The organism is Cobetia sp. MM1IDA2H-1 (genome assembly GCF_002916775.2).
In the GTDB taxonomy this organism is placed as follows: Bacteria; Pseudomonadota; Gammaproteobacteria; order Pseudomonadales; family Halomonadaceae; genus Cobetia; species Cobetia marina.
This window is the reverse complement of the sequence record NZ_CM133225.1, coordinates 150,385-165,382: the sequence shown is the minus strand read 5'-3', so window position 1 is coordinate 165,382 and position 14,998 is coordinate 150,385. Positions and strand designations below refer to the sequence as shown.

General features: G+C 61.6%; 14 protein-coding genes and 2 tRNA genes. 1 reads left to right on the top strand and 15 read right to left on the bottom strand.

What is annotated here, in order from left to right; all coding sequences use genetic code 11:
• Nucleotides 1-82: 82 nt before the first annotated feature.
• The 14 genes from rpsO to rlmE form a co-directional block, all read right to left on the bottom strand.
• Complete coding sequence (gene rpsO / locus BOH68_RS00770) at nucleotides 83-352, bottom strand: 30S ribosomal protein S15 (RefSeq protein ID WP_065392421.1); 270 nt, start codon at nucleotides 350-352, stop codon at nucleotides 83-85.
• 98 nt (nucleotides 353-450) lie between these two features.
• Nucleotides 451-1,380, bottom strand: a complete 930-nt coding sequence (truB, locus tag BOH68_RS00765) for a tRNA pseudouridine(55) synthase TruB (protein WP_077379479.1) — start codon at nucleotides 1,378-1,380, stop codon at nucleotides 451-453.
• The gene (gene rbfA, locus BOH68_RS00760; RefSeq protein ID WP_065392581.1) at nucleotides 1,380-1,805 is read right to left on the bottom strand and encodes a 30S ribosome-binding factor RbfA; all 426 of its coding nucleotides are present in this window, start codon (nucleotides 1,803-1,805) and stop codon (nucleotides 1,380-1,382) included. Before rbfA ends, truB begins: the two co-directional genes overlap by 1 nt.
• Nucleotides 1,806-1,832: 27 nt before the next feature.
• A complete protein-coding gene (infB, locus tag BOH68_RS00755; protein WP_077379481.1) occupies nucleotides 1,833-4,283 on the bottom strand; it encodes a translation initiation factor IF-2 in 2,451 nt (816 codons plus the stop codon).
• Between the two features lie 28 nt (nucleotides 4,284-4,311).
• Nucleotides 4,312-5,805: a transcription termination factor NusA gene (gene nusA, locus BOH68_RS00750; protein WP_077379484.1), complete on the bottom strand. Its 1,494-nt coding sequence runs from the start codon at nucleotides 5,803-5,805 to the stop codon at nucleotides 4,312-4,314.
• 76 nt (nucleotides 5,806-5,881) lie between these two features.
• Nucleotides 5,882-6,340: a ribosome maturation factor RimP gene (rimP, locus tag BOH68_RS00745; RefSeq protein WP_077379486.1), complete on the bottom strand. Its 459-nt coding sequence runs from the start codon at nucleotides 6,338-6,340 to the stop codon at nucleotides 5,882-5,884.
• Between the two features lie 123 nt (nucleotides 6,341-6,463).
• Nucleotides 6,464-6,540, bottom strand: a tRNA-Met gene (locus tag BOH68_RS00740).
• A gap of 103 nt (nucleotides 6,541-6,643) precedes the next feature.
• Nucleotides 6,644-6,730, bottom strand: a tRNA-Leu gene (locus tag BOH68_RS00735).
• Between the two features lie 63 nt (nucleotides 6,731-6,793).
• On the bottom strand, nucleotides 6,794-7,180 hold the full coding sequence (gene secG / locus BOH68_RS00730) for a preprotein translocase subunit SecG (protein ID WP_077379488.1): 387 nt from the start codon (nucleotides 7,178-7,180) through the stop codon (nucleotides 6,794-6,796).
• A gap of 5 nt (nucleotides 7,181-7,185) precedes the next feature.
• Nucleotides 7,186-7,932: a triose-phosphate isomerase gene (gene tpiA, locus BOH68_RS00725; RefSeq protein ID WP_077379490.1), complete on the bottom strand. Its 747-nt coding sequence runs from the start codon at nucleotides 7,930-7,932 to the stop codon at nucleotides 7,186-7,188.
• 173 nt (nucleotides 7,933-8,105) lie between these two features.
• Nucleotides 8,106-9,458 (bottom strand): phosphoglucosamine mutase, encoded by a 1,353-nt coding sequence (glmM, locus tag BOH68_RS00720; RefSeq protein WP_077379492.1) that lies wholly within the window; start codon nucleotides 9,456-9,458, stop codon nucleotides 8,106-8,108.
• Complete coding sequence (folP, locus tag BOH68_RS00715; protein ID WP_077379979.1) at nucleotides 9,455-10,348, bottom strand: dihydropteroate synthase; 894 nt, start codon at nucleotides 10,346-10,348, stop codon at nucleotides 9,455-9,457. The genes glmM and folP overlap by 4 nt, the downstream gene beginning before the upstream one ends.
• Nucleotides 10,349-10,738: 390 nt before the next feature.
• Complete coding sequence (gene ftsH, locus BOH68_RS00710) at nucleotides 10,739-12,742, bottom strand: ATP-dependent zinc metalloprotease FtsH (RefSeq protein WP_065392485.1); 2,004 nt, start codon at nucleotides 12,740-12,742, stop codon at nucleotides 10,739-10,741.
• A gap of 449 nt (nucleotides 12,743-13,191) precedes the next feature.
• Entirely contained in the window at nucleotides 13,192-13,920 is a 729-nt protein-coding gene (gene rlmE, locus BOH68_RS00705; RefSeq protein ID WP_077379494.1) for a 23S rRNA (uridine(2552)-2'-O)-methyltransferase RlmE, read from the bottom strand.
• A 175-nt stretch (nucleotides 13,921-14,095) separates the two neighbouring features.
• Between rlmE and yhbY the strand changes: the two genes are divergently transcribed.
• A complete protein-coding gene (gene yhbY, locus BOH68_RS00700; RefSeq protein ID WP_077379496.1) occupies nucleotides 14,096-14,410 on the top strand; it encodes a ribosome assembly RNA-binding protein YhbY in 315 nt (104 codons plus the stop codon).
• A 106-nt stretch (nucleotides 14,411-14,516) separates the two neighbouring features.
• On the opposite strand, the gene BOH68_RS00695 is transcribed toward yhbY, so the two are convergent.
• Nucleotides 14,517-14,969, bottom strand: coding sequence for a hypothetical protein (locus BOH68_RS00695; RefSeq protein WP_077379498.1), 453 nt, complete (start codon nucleotides 14,967-14,969; stop codon nucleotides 14,517-14,519).
• Nucleotides 14,970-14,998 lie beyond the last annotated feature (29 nt).

Genomic DNA, 14,998 nt, shown 5'->3' with positions numbered 1-14,998 from the left:
CACCGCCCGCAGGCAGTGTCGGTTTTCCTGTGCCCACCGGGGGCCCGCCATGCACCGGAATGCATGGCGGCAACATCGCTGATTAGCGACGCAGACCCAGACGCTGGATCAGAGCGGTGTAACGCTCGAAATCCTTGCGCTTGAGGTAGTCAAGCAGCTTGCGGCGCTGGTTGACCATGCGGATCAGACCACGACGGGAGTGGTGATCCTGCTTGTTGGCCTTGAAGTGGCCCTGCAGGCCATCAATGTTGGCGCTCAGCAGTGCAACCTGAACTTCCGGGGAACCGGTGTCGTTCTCGCCACGGCCGAATTCGCTAACGATCTCAGCCTTCTTCTCAGCGGTAAGTGCCATCTGTCTCTCCAGTAAGCAATATGCTTGGTAGATAAGAAATGTCGAAGACCACGCATATTTGCAGTCTTCATGCGGCTTGCGGCCAGGCCGCAATCAGCTCACCCAGCCGCCGCCTCGACAGCGGAGCTGAGCAGTCGGCGAGGAGCGATGATGCCCTCCGCCGCAATCCGGACCAGCCCGAGCAACTGCTGGTCCTGATACACACGAGCCAGGGAGTCCACTTCCAGCGACCCTGTCGTCGTTTCAGCCTGTTGACCACGCAATATCTTCCGAGCCATCTCGGCAGTGATGTCGAGACGTGGAAGATGATCGAGCAGGATGTCGACAGGCAACAGAACGCCTTCACGTGCCTGCTGATCTGCCAGCGCCTCGAGGCGCTCGAAATCCAGCATGGCATCACCCGTGAACGGGCCTGTCTTGAGACGACGCAGTGCCGTGAGGTGGGCTCCACAGCCCAGCGCCTCGCCGATATCCTCGGCCAGACTGCGTATGTAGGTGCCCTTGCTGACCGCCACTTCGATCTCGATACCATCGGAGTGCCGTGCAAGAAGCGCCATATTGTAGATGGTAACGCGACGGACTGCACGCTCGATTTCAATTCCCTGGCGCGCCAGCTCATAGAGCGGACGTCCCTGGTGCTTGAGCGCGGAGTACATCGGCGGCACCTGATCTATCTCGCCACGGAACCGGTCCAGCACCGCTTCCAGCTCGGACTCCGCAAGCTCGGGAATCTCCCGCTCACGCAGTATCTCGCCTTCCGCATCACCGGTGTCGGTGACCTGGCCAAACTTGATCCGTGCCCGATAGACCTTGTCCGCCTCGAGCAGATGCGAGGAGAACTTGGTGGCCTCACCGAAGCAGACCGGCAGCAAGCCGGTTGCCATCGGATCGAGCGTGCCGGTATGCCCTGCCTTCTGTGCCTGGTAGAGGCGGCGTGCCTTCTGAAGCGCGTAGTTGCTGGACATGCCCTTGGGCTTGTCCAGCAACAGTACGCCGTCAATCGGCAGGCCGCGACGACGACGGCCCATCAGGCGTCCGGCGTGGTGCCCGGGGCACCGTCTTCGCTGTCATCATCACCACGTTCTGCACTGCGCTTGCGGTCATCAGCGACCGCCGTATTGATCAGTGAAGACAGGTGATGGCCACGAACGACGCTCTCATCGTAATGAAAGCGCAGTTCCGGCACGTGACGCAGCTGAATGGTGCGCGCCAGCTGGGAGCGCAGGAAACCTGCCGCGCGCTTGAGCACGGCAAGATTTTCCTTGATGCGTTCCGGACTGTCGTCACCCAGCAGGGTCACGTAGACATCGGAGTAGGACAGGTCGCGGCTGACCTTGGCGGCGCTGACCGTCAGCATGCCAAGGCGCGGGTCCTTGACCTCGCGCTGAATCAACAGCGCGAGCTCCTGCTGGATCTGGTCCGCCACGCGGTCAGTACGGCTGTATTCACGCATCCGTGATCTCTCCTCGCAGGGGCGCTATCAGAGGCTACGCTCGACCTGAATCTGGTCGAACACCTCGATCTTGTCGCCCACCTGCACGTCGTTGTAGTTCTTGACGCCGATACCACATTCCATGCCGTTGCGGACTTCGTTGACGTCATCCTTGAAGCGACGCAGGGATTCCAGCTCGCCTTCGTAGATGACCACGTTGTCACGCAGCACGCGGATGCGCTTGGAGCGGTACATGGTGCCTTCGACGACCATGCAACCGGCGATGGCGCCGATCTTCGGTGCCTTGAAGACATCGCGCACTTCGGCCACACCCACGATCTGCTCGCGGAATTCCGGTGCCAGCATGCCGCTCATGGCCAGCTTGACCTCGTCGATCAGCTGGTAGATGACGCTGTAGTAGCGCAGATCCAGGCCTTCACGCTCGACGATCTCACGGGCGGAAGCGTCAGCACGGACGTTGAAGCCGACCAGGATCGCTTCGGAAGCGAGTGCCAGGTTGGCATCGGTGCCGGTGATGCCGCCGACGCCGGAAGAGACCACGGCCACCTTGACTTCGTCGGTGGAGAGCTCTTCCAGAGCGCCACGGATGGCTTCCAGAGACCCCTGCACGTCGGCCTTGAGGACGACGTTGACCTTGGCGACTTCTTCCTGACCCATCTGGGAGAACATGTTCTCCAGCTTGGCCTTCTGCTGACGCGCCAGACGCACCTCGCGGTACTTGCCCTGGCGGAAGTTGGCGACTTCACGCGCCTTCTTCTCGTCCGGGACCACGGTGAACTCTTCACCGGCTTCCGGCGTGCCACCTAGGCCCTGGATCTCGACCGGCATGGCCGGACCCGCGGAATCGACCTGCTTGCCGACTTCGTTGATCAGCGCACGCACGCGGCCGTAGTGCAGGCCAGCGAGGACGATGTCGCCCTTCTTCAGGGTACCGTTCTGGACCAGCACGGTCGCGACCGGGCCACGGCCCTTGTCGAGACGCGACTCGACCACGACGCCTTTACCCGGCGCGGACGGCACGGCCTGAAGCTCGAGAACTTCGGAGACCAGCAGGACGGCTTCCAGCAGCGCGTCGATGTTTTCGCCAGTCTTGGCGGAAACGTGGACGAACTGGGTATCACCACCCCATTCCTCGGAGATGACGCCGTGCTGGGACAGCTCATTCTTCACGCGGTCCGGATCAGCGCCTTCCTTGTCGATCTTGTTCACTGCCACGACCAGCGGGACACCCGCGGCCTTGGAGTGCTCGACAGCCTCGATGGTCTGCGGCATCACGCCGTCATCGGCAGCCACCACCAGGATGACCACGTCAGTCGCCTTGGCACCACGAGCACGCATGGCGGTGAACGCCGCGTGGCCCGGAGTATCCAGGAAGGTCACATCGCCGTTGTCGTGCTCGACGTGGTAGGCACCGATGTGCTGGGTGATACCACCCGCTTCACCTGTGGCCACCTTGGTACGGCGGATGTAATCCAGCAGCGAGGTCTTGCCGTGGTCAACGTGACCCATGACAGTGACGACCGGCGCGCGAGTGATCTGCTCACCCTCGTAGGAGATACCCTCGAGAACGGCTGTCTCGAGCGCGTCATCCTTGATCAGCTTGGGCGTGTGACCCATTTCCTCGACCACGATGGTCGCGGTTTCCTGATCGATCGTCTGGTTGATGGTGACCGCAGCGCCCATGTTGAACATGGCCTTGATCACTTCAGACGCCTTGACGGCCATCTTGTCGGCGAGATCTGCCACCGAGATGGACTCGGGGATGGAGACTTCACGCACGAAGGTCTGGACCGGCTTCGGCGGCTGGCGATTGGTATCGCGACCACCACGACGACCGCCGCGACGCTCTGCGCGCTTGACCTTCTTGGCCCCGCCACGCTTGCGCTCGCTGCGATCTTCACGGGCCTCACGGCGATCACGTGATTCATCACGCGGCGCAGCCTTGGCACGACGCGGTGCATCACCACGCGGCTCCTTCGGCGGCGCATTGACTTCCGGCGCAGCATCCGCGACCGGTGCAGCGGCAGCGGCCGGAGCACTCTGGCGCGGACGCTCTTCGCGACGGTTGTCGTTGCCACGACGCTCATCACGCTGCGGGGCAGCAGCCGGCTTCTCGGCGGCAGGCGCCTTGGCAGCCTGTGCCTCAGTCGCCGGCGCATCTGCGGCCTGCTCTTCACCATCCTTGACGTAGGTACGCTTCTTGCGGACCTGCACCTCGATGGACTTGCCGCGACCGCCGCCAGTGTTGATGCGTGACTTGGTCTTGCGGGTCAGGGTAATGCGGTTCTTCGGCGCTGCCGGGGCAGCACCACCGCCGTGGCTCTTGGTGAGGTGGTCAAGCAGCTTCTGCTTGTCGACCTCGGACACGGCGTCGTTCTCTGACTTGTGCTTCAAACCAGCTTCGTGCATCTGTTCCAGTAGGCGGGCTGACTCGCGGCCCACCTTCTTGGCGAATTCTTTGACTGTCATTTCTGACATGTACGACCCTCCTGAGCCCGTGACCTAGTTACTGTTCGCTTGCGAACCAGGGCGCGCGGGCGGTCATGATCAACGCCGCTGCTCGCTCTTCGTCGACGCCTTCGATGTCTTTCAGATCATCGATGGCCTGCTCGGCAAGGTCTTCCATGGTGACGATACCCTTGCTGGCCAGGATGTATGCCAGATGACTCTCCATGCCTTCCATGTTGAGCAGATCTTCGGCCGGCTGTGCGCCGTCCAGCTGCTCTTCAGTGGCGATGGCGAGATTCAGCAGTTCATCCTTGGCCCGAGCGCGCAGCTCCTCGACCAGATCCTGGTCAAAGCCCTCGACCTCGAGCATTTCCTCGAGCGGGACATAGGCGATTTCCTCGAGTGAGGTGAAGCCCTCGTCCACCAGGACACGGGCTAGATCCTCTTCAATCTCGAGATGAGTGATGAAATATTCGACAAAGCTGTCGATTTCCTGCTCGCGCTTGCCCTCGGCTTCCGCCTCGGTCATGACATTGAGCGACCAACCTGTCAGCTCACTGGCCAGGCGCACGTTCTGACCGCTACGACCAATGGCCTGTGCCAGATTGTCCGCGGCGACAGCGACATCCATGGAATGGGTGTCTTCGTCGACCAGAATGGAGCCGACATCGGCCGGTGCCATGGCGTTGATGACCAACTGGGCAGGATTGTCATCCCACAGGATGATATCCACGCGTTCATTACGCAGTTCGTTTGACACGGCCTGCACACGCGAGCCGCGCATGCCGACACAGGCACCGATCGGGTCGATGCGCTTGTCATTGCTCTTGACCGCAATCTTGGCCCGCGAGCCCGGATCGCGAGCCGCGCCCTTGATCTCGATCAGCTGCTCGGCGATTTCCGGCACCTCGATCTTGAACAGTTCGATGATCAGCTCCGGACGCGTCCGCGAGAGTATCAACTGGGATCCACGCGCCTCGGTATCAACCTTCCAGAGCAATGCGCGTACTCGCTCGTTCAAGCGGTAACGCTCGCCATGGATCATCTCGCCGCGCGGCAGGAAGCCTTCGGCGTTGTCGCCCAGGTCGATGATCAGGCCGTCACGTGTCGTTTTCTTGACGATCCCCGCGACCAGCTCGCCTTCACGCTCCGCGTACAGGCGAACGACTTCGGCACGCTCGGCTTCGCGCACCTTCTGCACGATGACCTGCTTGGCCGTCTGGGCAGCGATACGACCGAAGGCTTCGGACTCGATCTGCTGCTCGACCACGGCGCCCAGCGCCAGCGGCTCTTCGCGCTGTTCGGCGATGCTGGCCTTGATCTCGTAGTCCGGCGTCTCGAACTCGTCGTCTTCCACGACGGTCCAGCGACGGAAGGTCGCATAATCACCGGTGACACGATCGATCTTGACGCGGATATCCGCCTCTTCCTGATCGAAACGCTTGCGTGAAGCCGAAGCCAGTGCCGCCTCGACGGCCTCGAAAATCACATCCCGCGGCACGCCCTTCTCATTGGAGATGGCGTCAACGACCAGCAGAATCTCTTTGCTCATGACTTTGCCTCGCCAGAAACCTGTCCTTGCGCATCGACTCGAGCTCGCCAAGCGAGCAATGTGCCGACAACGTCAGTTATTTGAACTGCGGCACAATGCGTGCCTGGTCGATGCTTTCGATCGGAAAGCAGTATTCTTCTTCGTCGACCCGGATCACGACATCACCGTCTTCGGTGCCAGTCACCAGCCCCTGGTACTTGCGCTGGCCATCGAAGGCCTGACGCAGTCGCAGTGCCACCACATGACCGATGTAGCGCTCGTACTGATCAAGCGTGAACAGCGGACGATCCATGCCTGGGGATGAAACTTCAAGCTGGAACTGGCCCGTGATGGGGTCCTCGACATCCAGCACGGCACCGACCTGACGACTGACGCTTGCGCAGTCATCCACGGAAATGCCATCGGAATGGTCGATATAGATCACCAGACGGGACTGCTTGCCTTGGGAGAGATAGTCGATACCCCAGAGCTCGAAGCCCAGAGCAGAAACGACGGGATCGATAAGCGCTTTAAGCGTAGCGTCCTTGGTTGACACAGACGAGGCTCCTACAGCAGTTGCATCAGGCACCTGACCGGGAGTAGAGAGGAGAGCTAGGTGGCTGATTGGCACTGGTGCTAACAAAAAGCCCCTTCATAGGAAGGGGCCTTTCAAGAAACTTGGTAGCGGGGACCGGATTTGAACCGATGACCTTCGGGTTATGAGCCCGACGAGCTACCAGACTGCTCCACCCCGCAACAATAGTCGGACGATGGTAATGTCACCGTAAAAGGAGGTCAAGGAATGACGTCTTTCAAAGGTGGCAGAGTTGCGTCCAGACTGCCAATCGATCTAACAGGATGGTGCCGAAGGGGGGACTTGAACCCCCACGACCATAAGGTCACTACCCCCTCAAGATAGCGTGTCTACCAATTCCACCACTTCGGCACGGGGGCGGGTATCGCCTGAGACGTTACCCGGAAGAATTCAAACGATAATGCCTTGAATTCCTTAGAGTACTGGTTGGTCTGCGTTGCCGCTTTCCTCGAGCACTGGCGACGTATTCTCCACACTTTCACTGGAGTCGTCAAGTGATGGCAGTGAATTTTTCTGCTGCTCGATCACGGTGGCATTCGGGATGCCCGCTTCCACGGAGGTCTGGTTGGCATTGGAGGCGAACCAGGCCAGGGTCAGGGACGTCGCGAAGAAGCCTGCTGCCAGCACGCCGGTGAAGCGCGCGAGGAAGTTGCCACTACCGCTGGACCCGAAAACGGTCTGGGAAGCACCACCACCACCGAAGGCAGCGCCAGCTTCGGCACCCTTGCCCTGCTGGAGAAGGACGAGCACGATCAGTGCGACCGCGAGTACCACATGGACCATCAGAACGGCTACTTGCATGAGATTCAACCTGCAGACTGGCAAATGGCTAGGAATTCGTCGACCTGGAGAGAAGCACCTCCCACCAGGCCGCCGTCGATATCCGGCTGCGCGAGCAGCTCGGCGGCATTGGCAGCTTTCATGCTACCGCCGTACAGCAATTGCATGGCATCCGCGAGAGACGCGGACCACTCGCCCAGGCGTGCACGGATAGCGGCGTGCATGGCTTGCGCCTGCTCAGGCGATGCCGTGCGGCCGGTACCGATCGCCCAGACCGGTTCATAGGCCACGACAAGACGGGTACGCGCCTCAGCGGACAGCTCGGAGAACACGGCCTCCAGCTGACCCAGCACGACACGCTCCGACTCACCGGCTTCACGCTCTTCCAGCGTCTCACCGATGCACAGCACCGGCGTGAGGCCTGACGCGAGAGCCGCATTGACTCGTGCAAGCACGGCAGCATCGTCCTCGCCATACAGGCTGCGACGCTCGGAGTGCCCGACCAGCACCAGCGTCATGCCCACATCCTTGAGCATGCTGCCTGCCACCTCACCGGTGAAGGCGCCTGATTCCGCCGGGTTCAACGTCTGGGCGCCCAGCAGGACCGTCGCCGGCAGCCGCTCGCGCGCAGCGCTCAAATAAGGGAAAGGCAATGCCAACGCCACCTGAACCCCCTGGGGCAGCGCTGCGGCCCCCAGTGCGTCGGCGAACTCGTCGATCAGGGCAAGATCGCCATTCATCTTCCAGTTACCGGCAATCAGCGGTGTACGCATGTGCTTCTCCCTTATGAGCAGTGCGAGGATGGTAATGGAGCGGCCCCTGACTGACAACCTCATCGCGAACTGTCAAGCCCTGCAGGCACGCTCGATCGGGCCTTTCATGACGCTCAGAATCGACGACAGGCGCACTGGGCGCCTGTCGTCGATTCTGATGACCGCGGGTGATATCAGCGGGCCTGCATGCTGGCCTCGACCGCCGAGGCGATCTGACGGGCCAGTGCCTGCACATCAAAGTGCGGCCGCCCCTCGACCATGACACGGATCAGTGGCTCGGTACCACTGGGACGCAACAGTACGCGACCTTCGCTGCCCAGCGTCTCTTCCACTTCCGCTACCGCGGCCTGGACGGCATCCGCCGCCATCAGCGCCTGGTTGTCACAGCCCGGAGTCAGACGTACGTTGATCAACGCCTGCGGCGCCTTCTCGAAACCGACCAGCAACTCACTGAGAGAACATTCCTCACGCGCCATGATCGCCAGCACCTGCAGCGCGGAGACGATGCCATCCCCGGTGCTCTGGATATGGCTGCAGACGATGTGACCGGAGGATTCCCCCCCCAACTGCCAGCCATTGGCTTCCAGACGCTCGATGACGTAGCGGTCACCGACCTTGGCACGCTCGAAGGGAATTCCCAGACCTTCCAGCGCTGCCGCCAGACCGAAGTTGGACATCAGCGTACCGACGACACCGCCCCCCAGCACCCCACGCTCGTGACGATCCCGCGCGATCATGTAGAGGATGTCATCGCCATCGATGACCCGGCCATCGGCATCAACCAGGATCAGACGGTCCCCGTCGCCATCGAAGGCCACGCCAAGATCGGCGCCCTGCTCGATCACGGCCGCCCGCAGTGCCTGCGGGTTGGTGGAGCCGACATCCTGGTTGATGTTCAGACCATCCGGCTCGCCACCGATGACGCTGACCTTGGCGCCCAGCTCACGGAAGACATTCGGCGCGATGTGGTAGGTCGCGCCATGCGCGCAATCCAGCACCACTTTCATGCCATGCAGGCCCAGACGGCCCGGCAGGGTCGACTTGCAGAATTCAATGTAACGGCCGGCGGCATCCTGGATGCGCGAGGCCTTGCCGAGGCTATCCGGCCCGACGATCTCGATATCGCGATCCAGCTCGGCCTCGATCTCGGCTTCCAGCGCATCATCCAGCTTGGTGCCGGCCGCGGAGAAGAACTTGATGCCATTGTCCGGATAGGCATTGTGCGAGGCCGAGATCACGATACCGGCATCCGCGCGGAAGGTCCGCGTCAGATAGGCGATGCCCGGTGTCGGCATCGGCCCCAGCAGGGAGACATCCACGCCTGCGGCAGAAAGACCGGACTCGAGCGCCGACTCGAACATGTACCCCGAGATGCGCGTGTCCTTGCCGATCAGTACCTTGCCGCGGCCATGGCGTGCAAAGACACGCCCGGCCGCCCAGCCCAGCTTGAGCATGAAGTCTGGCGTGATCGGGAATTCACCGACCGTGCCGCGAATACCATCCGTACCAAAATAACGTCGACTCATCGTATCGTGCCTTCCTGTAGCACGGCCCACGTCATGTCGACAGCATCGACAGTCGGGGCCACGTCGTGAACGCGTAGCAATCGGGCACCTTCACGGACGGCAAGTGCCGTCAGCGCCAGATTGCCAGCCAGTCTATCCTCTACCGCGCGCCCGAGCGCATTGCCGATCATGCTCTTGCGAGAGGTGCCGATCAGCAGCGGGAGGGTGAATTCGTGCAGCTGCGCCATGCGGTGATACAGACGCAGATTGTCTTGCAGGGACTTGCCGAAGCCGAAGCCGGGGTCCAGCAACAGACGCGAACGCTCGATCCCTGCGGCCTCACAGACGGTGATGCGCTCGGCTAGAAAGTCACTGACCTCATCCTCGATCGACTGCGCATAGGCGGTATCCTGCTGCATGGTGTCCGGCTCGCCACGCATGTGCATCAGGCACACCGGCAGGCCGCTGCGTGCGGCCGCCTCAAGGGCGCCCTCACGACGCAATGCACGCACGTCATTGATCATGCCAGCCCCGAGACGCGCCGTTTCCTGCATCACCTCCGGGGTACTGGTATCGACGCTCACCAGCGCCCCCAGCTCGCTCACCAGCCGCTCGACGACCGGACAGACACGTGCCAGCTCCTCATCCGCACTGACAGGGCTCGCCCCCGGGCGGGTCGACTCACCGCCCACGTCGATGATGGCGGCGCCATCGGCCAGCATCCGCTCGGCATGGCGCAGCGCGGCATCCAGGGTCGCGCTGCGCCCACCATCCGAGAAGGAGTCCGGGGTCACATTGAGAATCCCCATGACACGCGGGCGTGACAGGTCAAGCGTGCGTCCACCGCAGTCAAGCGCCATTGAATGGCCCACCACGGGCTCGCGTGGCAGTGAATCAGCGTAAGTCGACATGATCACCCATGCAGAAAACGGGCAGCCAGGACGAACATCATGGCTGCCGGAGAAGGAATCGGGCACCCACTTTAAAGAGGCCTCATCGGCCGCGCAAGGCGTCGAACGGCCGCCACATGGGGCGTCAGCAGATGGCAACGCCATCTGCCCAGGCAAATCATCTGATCAGGGTCAGGAACCTGAGCCACGCCGCGCAGGATAGTGAGTCACATCGCCTCACCCACACTTACCCGGCTCACCCCGACGCCTGATCGCGGATGACATCATCTGCCATCAGCCGCCTCGGGGCATCCAGGGTGCCGCGAATGTCTGCCCCGAAAACGACAACGCCCGAGCGGAAGGTCCGCTCGGGCGTTGTGAGAGTCAGCGCGATGATGGCTGATTCATGGCTCAGTGACCGCTTGGACCACCCAGCGGGTCTGACGGACGGCGGCGCGTATCTTCCTCGCCGTCGTCAGTGTCTGCGTCATCACCGTCAGACCCGGGGGCCTCAGGCGCCTCAGCTTTTGGCGTGTCGGCCACCGGAGCGACGAGACCACTGTCACCACCACCGGCCGGGCCACCCCAGTCCTTGGGCGGACGCGGAGTGCGCCCTGCCATGATGTCGGCCAGCTGCTCGGCATCGATGGTCTCGTAGGTCATCAGCGCCTCGGTCATCGCATCCAGCTTGTCGCGATTCTCCTCAAGGATCTGCTGCGCCTTGGCGTAGCACTCGTCGATGATACGACGCACTTCCTTGTCGAGACGTGAGGTGGTGTCGCCCGACTTCAGCTTGCCGCCGCCCTGACCCGGACCGCCGAGGAACTGGTGAGACTCGTCCTCATCGTACATGATCGGGCCCATTTCACTGGAGAGACCCCATTTGGCGACCATGTTGTGGGCAAGCTCGGTGGCACGCTTGATGTCATTGGAAGCCCCGGTGGTGACACCATTCGGCCCCAGCGTCATCTCTTCGGCGATACGACCGCCGAACAGCGAGCAGATCTGACTGATGATCTGCTGGCGAGAATAGCTGTAGCGGTCCTCTTCCGGCAGGAACATCGTCACACCCAGCGCACGGCCTCGCGGAATGATCGAGACCTTGTAGACCGGATCATGCTCTGGCATCACCAGACCGATGATGGCGTGACCGGACTCGTGATAGGCCGTGTTGCGCTTCTCCTTCTCGGACATGACCATCGATTTGCGCTCGGCGCCCATCATGATCTTGTCCTTGGCCAGCTCGAGCTCTTCCATGCCGACCAGGCGCTTGTTGCGACGTGCAGCGAATAGGGCCGCTTCATTGACCAGGTTGGCCAGATCCGCGCCAGAGAAGCCCGGCGTACCCCGTGCGATATTGACCGGCACCACGTCGTCGCCCATCGGCACCTTGCGCAGGTGAACGCCGAGGATATGCTCGCGGCCACGGATGTCCGGCAGGCCTACCATGACCTGGCGGTCGAAACGGCCCGGGCGCAGCAATGCGGGGTCAAGCACGTCTGGACGGTTGGTTGCTGCGATGACGATGATGCCGTCATTCGCTTCGAAGCCATCCATCTCGACCAGCAGCTGGTTCAGGGTCTGCTCGCGCTCATCGTGACCACCGCCCATGCCGGAGCCACGGTGGCGGCCGACGGCGTCGATCTCATCGATGAAGATGATGCACGGCGCCTGCTTCTTGGCCTGCTCGAACATGTCACGCACACGGGAGGCACCGACACCGACGAACATCTCGACGAAGTCAGAACCGGAGATGCTGAAGAACGGCACCTTGGCCTCGCCGGCAATCGCCTTGGCGAGCAGGGTCTTGCCGGTACCCGGCGGCCCCACCATCAACACGCCACGCGGAATCTGACCGCCAAGACGCTGGAACTTGCTGGGGTCCTTGAGGAAGTCGACCAGTTCCTCGACCTCTTCCTTCGCTTCGTCACAGCCCGCGACGTCGCTGAAGGTGGTCTTGATCTGATCCTGGCTCAGCAGCTTGGCCTTCGACTTGCCGAAGCTCATCGGGCCACCCTTGCCGGCACCACCACCCTGCATCTGGCGCATGAAGAACATGAAGATGGCCAGGATGATCAGAATCGGGAAGCTGGCAATCAACAGACGTGTCCACAGCGACTGCTGCTCAGGCTTCTTGCCGATGACCTCCACCTTGTTGGAGAGCAGGTCATCCATCAGCTTGGGATCGGACGCCGCCGGCCGGATGGTGGTAAAGCTGGAGCCGTCGGCCCGCTCACCCTCGATGGTGTAGCCATCGATGGTCACACTCTTGATCCGGTCGTTCTGCACCTGCTGGACGAACTGTGAATAGTTCATCGCCTGCGGCGAGGTATCGACGCTGAAGTTGTTGAACACCGTCAGTAGCACTGCCGCGATGATCAACCAGAGAATCAGGTTCTTCGCCATGTCGTTCAAGGGGACACCCTCATTGCATGAATCTGTCTTGGCATGCCGTGAATACTCCGACTGCCGTCTTGTGGTGGCCTGCCATGCTATCTGATCGTGCCTGCGGGGTATCAAACGACGCAACACGCCGCCTTGCCTACCGAGTCACTCAAAGCTTGCCTGCGTTGTTCTGCTTGCCGATCGATGATGATGCGACCTTGGCATCTCATCAACCTGTTACCGGCCCTCCGTGCTCAAGGCCCAATGCTATCGACACTACACCAGATGGGGGCCGGCAACCATTGCTTAAAGGCCGGCACCGGACTATTCAGCCGATAGTCGGCCTATATCAGAGATACAACGACTTCGACCGAGGCACAATGATTCCAGCCTGACCAAGTATGCCATCGGCCGCCTTAACCGGTGATGAAGTCGCCGCCCGGGGCAGAAATCGGGATCGCCTGGCATCGAGGGCAACGTCAGCCCTTGAACCCCTGCCCAAGCAGATAGACCTCACGCGAGCGGGCGCGCGACGCTTCCGGCTTGCGCGTGACGACCTTGTTGAAGCTGCCACGCATGTCCTTCAGGTAGGCATCGAAGCCCTCTCCCTGGAAGACCTTGACCAGAAAGTTGCCACCCGGCTTGAGCGTCTGGCGCGCCAGATCCAGCGCCAGCTCGACCAGATACATGCCGGCAGGCTGATCTATCGCGCTCATGCCGCTCATGTTGGGCGCCATGTCGGAGATCACGAGATCCACCGGGCGATCCCCCAAGGTGGCCAGAATCTGGTTCAGCACGGTCTCTTCGGTGAAGTCACCCTGGATGAAATCGACACCGGCCAGGGCGTCCATCTCAAGGATGTCGGAGGCGATGACCACGCCTTCCATGCCGACGCGATCCGCGGCGATCTGGCTCCAGCCACCGGGGGCGGCACCTAGGTCGATGACGGTAGCGCCCGGCTTGAGCAGGCGGTCCTTGTCATCGATTTCAATCAGTTTGTAGCTGGCACGGGAACGATAGCCATCGGCCCAGCTGCGCTGGACATAGGCGTCATCAAAGTGTTCCTTCATCCAGCCAGCGCTGCTCTTGCTGGGGTGAGCCACGTTGTCACCTGGAATGTCGGGGGAAATCGAATACTGGCGGGAGATGGTGCGGGGGGATAACGACGACACGAAAGGCGTAGCAAGCTTGCGCACGGGTCGTGTCATGAGCGTCGTCATGGAGTAGAATGGCGGGTCCTGCGCGCGGTTCCGCCCGCGGGCACAGACATTGCCTGCGCAACAGACGGGTTCACACCCCTGGATTTCAAGCCCTGGAGTCGACCCTGTCTTTCGCTACGCTCCCCGCTCCCATCGGACGCCAACAGGGAAACTTTACGATACCATGAGCTTGTCACAGTCACAAAAGAAAGCATTTCGCAGTATCGGGCACCATCTTGACCCGATCGTCACCGTCTCGGAAAACGGCCTTTCCGACGGCGTCGTGACCGAACTCGAGCGCGCACTGCACGATCACGAACTGATCAAGCTGAAGCTGGCGATCAATGATCGCGAAGCCCGTGGCGAGGTGGCTCGCCACCTGTGCAGCGAAACCGGCGCGACCCTGATCCAGAGCATCGGCAAGATCGCCCTGCTGTATCGCCGCAACCCGCAGGCCAAGCCGAAGCTGTCCAACGTACAGCGCTTCAGCGAAAAGTAAGCCGCCGGGCCCAGGCCTGACGAGGCTCACCTCGCACGCCACGCCTGCCGCAGACAGAAACGCCGCCCTCATCGAGGGCGGCGTTTCTGTTTTCTGTGACTGACAATCACGACCTGACGCGCTGATTCAGCTCAAAGGTGATGTCGTCCAGCGCCCGCTGGGTGACCTGATGACGCTTGAGTGTCGTCTGTCTGGACTCCCCCTCACTGCTGCCGGCATCACGATACTTGATGACCAGCGTCTTCTTGTCGAAGGTGAAATCCTCGATCAGCTCATACTCGATCTTGCGACACCCCATGAGTGGTGACGGCCGCAGATAAAGCGACTGATTGCCGAAGTGCGCCAGCGGCACCACCAAGTGGAAAACTCCCCTCGCCAACAGGGCACTCCCCAGGACCAATGACGGCGTCAACAGCGCCGAGTCCCCGGTGTACCGATAGGCAAACGACTGGGAGACCACATATGCCACCCCGAACAGCATGAACCCGAGCACCATGAAGATGGCCACCATGGAGGTTGCCATGATGCGCTTTTCCGGCTGACTTCCCTGTACTTCCATTACTCCCTCCCTGAAGGATTTCGTGCCCG

Bases quoted from the DNA above. Each gene is read 5' to 3' on its own strand.
- glmM (WP_077379492.1), bottom strand. From the start codon at position 9,458: ATGAGTCGACGTTATTTTGGTACGGATGGTATTCGCGGCACGGTCGGT.
- yhbY (WP_077379496.1), top strand. From the start codon at position 14,096: ATGAGCTTGTCACAGTCACAAAAGAAAGCATTTCGCAGTATCGGGCAC.
- infB (WP_077379481.1), bottom strand. From the start codon at position 4,283: ATGTCAGAAATGACAGTCAAAGAATTCGCCAAGAAGGTGGGCCGCGAG.
- nusA (WP_077379484.1), bottom strand. From the start codon at position 5,805: ATGAGCAAAGAGATTCTGCTGGTCGTTGACGCCATCTCCAATGAGAAG.
- folP (WP_077379979.1), bottom strand. From the start codon at position 10,348: ATGTCGACTTACGCTGATTCACTGCCACGCGAGCCCGTGGTGGGCCAT.
- rlmE (WP_077379494.1), bottom strand. From the start codon at position 13,920: ATGACACGACCCGTGCGCAAGCTTGCTACGCCTTTCGTGTCGTCGTTA.
- BOH68_RS00695 (WP_077379498.1), bottom strand. From the start codon at position 14,969: ATGGAAGTACAGGGAAGTCAGCCGGAAAAGCGCATCATGGCAACCTCC.
- rbfA (WP_065392581.1), bottom strand. From the start codon at position 1,805: ATGCGTGAATACAGCCGTACTGACCGCGTGGCGGACCAGATCCAGCAG.
- tpiA (WP_077379490.1), bottom strand. From the start codon at position 7,932: ATGCGTACACCGCTGATTGCCGGTAACTGGAAGATGAATGGCGATCTT.
- rpsO (WP_065392421.1), bottom strand. From the start codon at position 352: ATGGCACTTACCGCTGAGAAGAAGGCTGAGATCGTTAGCGAATTCGGC.
- secG (WP_077379488.1), bottom strand. From the start codon at position 7,180: ATGCAAGTAGCCGTTCTGATGGTCCATGTGGTACTCGCGGTCGCACTG.
- truB (WP_077379479.1), bottom strand. From the start codon at position 1,380: ATGGGCCGTCGTCGTCGCGGCCTGCCGATTGACGGCGTACTGTTGCTG.